This is a genomic window from Pseudoalteromonas sp. AWH4_217 (assembly GCF_056161105.1).
The window spans coordinates 192,697-196,845 of record NZ_JBSWYM010000011.1 but is presented as its reverse complement, the minus strand read 5'-3'; the positions used below and the strand labels follow the sequence as shown (position 1 = coordinate 196,845).

Annotated in this window: 1 protein-coding gene; it reads left to right on the top strand. The window is 47.5% G+C overall.

Translation table 11 applies throughout. The annotated features are described in order from the left end of the window. The first annotated feature begins 793 nt into the window (after positions 1-793). A complete protein-coding gene (locus ACXAH1_RS15385) occupies positions 794-4,132 on the top strand; it encodes a non-ribosomal peptide synthetase (protein ID WP_475197814.1) in 3,339 nt (1,112 codons plus the stop codon). Positions 4,133-4,149: the final 17 nt, after the last annotated feature.

Below are 4,149 nucleotides of genomic sequence, written 5' to 3'. Positions count from 1 at the left end.
TGTATCTCTCCCGGTATTATTATATTTATAAAATTCAGTACATAAGGGCTTGCACTTGTTGTCGTGCAAACCAGTGTGAATCTGTGTAACTCTGTTTATGCTGTCCGTGATTGGCCAAACCATTGTTGCACTAAGCGTCATATCTCTCGTTTTGCGATGCGCAAAGCAACTTAAAACAAGATGCCGGACTCGGTTTAACGGCACTGCAGAATGAGATAACGGACACCATCACAGTGGCCTCACCATTACCCGTTCTTCACAGACCTAAGTTAGTGGTTGCTTAATCAAAGGCATACTCAATGCGAAGTTTTATTACCATAGACAGGACTCATACAAAGGCACTGAATCCCCCGCCTGCTTCTTCATGCATGCTCAAAAATCACACAGAACATACAAAATGACATACAGCAAGACAGTGAACTCAGATGTTATTAACTTTGCACAAGCCTGTTCATACATTGCACAAAAAGTTCACTTTTCATCCCGATTTACACAATAAAATAAAACTTACAATTTCAATACTTAAAATTAACCACAAACAAACAATTTGGTTTGTAAGTGCACACAAACAAACATGAATTAATTAATTTGCAAGCACTAAAAGTCACTTAATACCTAATAAACACACAAGATGAGCACAAATCAAACTAAATTTGAATTTTTTTAATCTTGACAATTTCCAAGCCTTAGGTACTCTAAATCCGAATTGCAATAAAATGAAAACAACACTGTTAATTGCTGTAACAAAAACAACAAACAAAGATAACCAATTCTCTATATCCAAGGAGGCGACATGGATATCCAGAGCTTGATCCAGGAAGCAGATTCAGCAGGTGTTTCGCTGTTTATTGAAGATGGAAAACTGGGTTACAAGACAAACAGGCGGCTTAAAGATCGCTCCATTCTGTCCAGAATTTCGGGCCGGAAATCTCATATCATTGCCTACCTTGAAGGACAGCAGGCTGCTCGTTTGTCAGGTGATGCGCCCGCATCGCTGAGCCAAAAACGTATTTGGCTGACACAACAGCTTCAACCCGGCACTACAGACTTCAATATTCCAATGTGGATCAGGTTCGATAACAGCTGGGATACACATGAGCTGGAAACTACGATTCGAAATTTGATTTCCAGTCATGAAATATTTAATACCTGCTACTACGAAAAAGACGATGAAGTTTATCAGCGAGTACAATCTGATTTGGTACTTACTGTTGAGCATCACCAGTGTACTCAAAGCAGCGAACAAGATTTGGCGGAGCAGGTACAAACCTTCTCTGCTTACTCGTTTGAGCTGGAGGCGGATATGCCGGTGCGCGTTGCCTTTTTCCATACCGCCACGGGCTGCGACTTGTGTTTGTTGTTCCATCACATTGCGCTGGACGAGACCGCCTGTCAGACGTTTGTTGCTCAACTGTTTGCTTCACACCAGCAACACACCACACCATCATCGCGCACGGAGCAATATCGCGATTATGCGCTGTGGCAAAAGCAACATCTGACAAGCCCGGCTTTTCAGCGCCATGCAACTACGTTCATTGAGACCTTGCGCGGCGCACCTCAACTACATCGCTTACCGCTTAAGGCACCTCATGCACAGAACACCCGCAGCACAGCGCAAACCATTCCCGTCACCATTCCCGATACGCTGGCAGACTCAGTAAAGCATCTTTGTCAGGAAGCTCGGATCACCGAGTTTTCGTTTTATCATACCGTCCTGGCAATACTACTGGGCCACTGGAGTAAAGTGGATGATGTGATGTTCGGTACACCCGTGATCCATCGCCCGACAGCGAATATGGATCAGGTACTTGGCTGCTTTTTAAACCTGTTACCACTGCGCCATCAGCTTGACTATAACTGGTCTTTTGCTGAACTCATTGAGTACATTAAGGGTAAGCAGAACGCGCTGATGCGCTATCAGGATGTGCCCTTTGAATACGTACTGGAGCAATTAAAACCGGCTCGTCAGCCTTACGTAAACCCACTCTTTCAGATCCTGGTATCTAACCATACCAGTACCGACCAGGCACATTCAGATGCGCAAAGCTGGTCGTTTGTCAGCTCAGCACAGGCAACCTCAAAATACGATTTGACTCTTAAGATTGTCACCGCACCAAATGAAGCGCGGATCCTTTGGCAATATCGGGAAGACCTGTTCAGCAGCGAGTTGATGACCATGATGAGCGACAGCCTGGTGCCCTTGCTCACACAATTAATGAATACCCGGGAGCAAACATTAAAACGCGCCCTGACAGAGATTAAGTATCCAACTCTGGCTCAGCTTACATCGACACAGATTGCACCAAAACGCACTCTGCTTGGTGCCCTTGCTGAGCACGCACAGCACCAGCCTCATGCCATTGCACTGCGATGTCATCAGCAGCAGATAAGTTATGAATCTCTTAATAATCAGATTAATTTACTGGCACAAAACCTGCTAAACCAGGGACTCAAACAAGGCGATCATCTGGGACTCATGCTTGAGCGCCATTGCGATATGGTTATCGCGATGCTTGCAGCCCTGCGCCTTGGTCTGATTTACATTCCGATGGATCCTGATTATCCGCAGCAGCGCCTTGAATACATTGCACAAAAAGGCCAGTGTAAGCTTATCTTGTGTGAACACACGCAGCAGCTTAGTGGCACTTTTGCTCAGATGACCTTAGATGAGCTCAGAGCACAGCCTGTGGCACCAACGGACTTGGATCTGCTCCCCGAGTCGGATCAGCTTGCCTATATCATTTTTACCTCAGGCTCGACCGGACAACCCAAGGGAGTCAAGATCAACCATGGGAATCTGGATAATTTCCTGACCAGTATGGTCACTCAGTTGTCACTGACTCGCCACGATACCTTGCTGGCGGTTACACCCATTTCGTTCGATATTTCGGTTTTGGAGCTGTTTGCCCCATTGATGGCTGGCGGTGAAGTGGTCATTGCGCCACAGCAGCAAAGGGATGGTCTGAGTCTCAAGCAACAGCTCAATACGCTGCCTATTACCGTGATGCAGGCAACGCCTGCAGGCTGGCAATCGTTGCTTGATGCAGGCTGGGAAGGCAAACCGACTGTGCGCGCCCTCTCTGGCGGTGAGCGCCTGCCGACTACGTTGGCTCAGGCACTCAATGGCAAAGTCGCATGCCTGTGGAATATGTATGGCCCCACCGAAGCAACCGTTTGGGCAACCTGCCAGTTGGTTGACCCTAATACCAGCCAGGATATACCGCTTGGCCAGCCAATCAATGATTGCGCTATCCATATCCTCGACGAGCAGGGCAACCCCTGCCCGCCTCAGATGCGCGGGGAAATTGTCATTGCTGGCGCGTGTGTAGGTCAGGGCTATGTCGGATTAGCATCTCAGACCGCTGAACGTTTCATCACGCTGGATAGCCCACAAGGTCCAGTCAATGCATACCGTACGGGCGATCTGGGCTACATCAATTGCGAAGGTGAGCTTTACTGTTTAGGCCGAAATGACCATCAGGTTAAAATTCGTGGCTTTAGGATAGAGTTACAAGAAATCGAGCGCCAGCTTCAGCAACTGGCGGCACTGGAAAAAGTGTGCGTCGTCGTGCACACCATGCCAAACGGCAGTCAAAAACTCATCGCCTATTTTGCCGATCCGACGCAAACGCAAGATTGCGAGCAGTTGCAATTTCAGCTCCGTCAGGTACTACCGGCCTATATGGTGCCAGATTTCATCATCGCGATGGACAAATTACCACTCACCCCCAGTGGCAAGATAGATCGAAACCATCTGGCTTCACTGGAGCCCAGCCCGGAATACAATCAGCTCGTTCCCCCGGCAAATGATCAGGAACAGCAATTGCTGGAGCTTTGGAAAAGCCTGCTCAACCAGTCTGACATTGGCACTAATTGTAACTTCTTTGCACTGGGCGGAGATTCAATCACCGCGATTAAGCTGGTGAGCCAATTACAGACACTGGGTTTCAATGCAAACAGTGGCCATATTTTTCAACATCAAACCATTAAGGATCTGGCTCAGAGCCTGATCCCGAACTCAACACCCAACACTGTGCTTGCCAGCGAGCAGCAACTGCATGGCGTTGAGGTGATTGGTGATGCCGTATCAGAAGCGGATCTGCAGTCCTTATTCGATGAGTTCGAGTCCTGATTTTTAAAAATATAAAA

What these genes read in the sequence shown, in the direction of transcription:
- ACXAH1_RS15385 (WP_475197814.1), top strand. Translation starts at nt 794, where the DNA reads ATGGATATCCAGAGCTTGATCCAGGAAGCAGATTCAGCAGGTGTTTCG.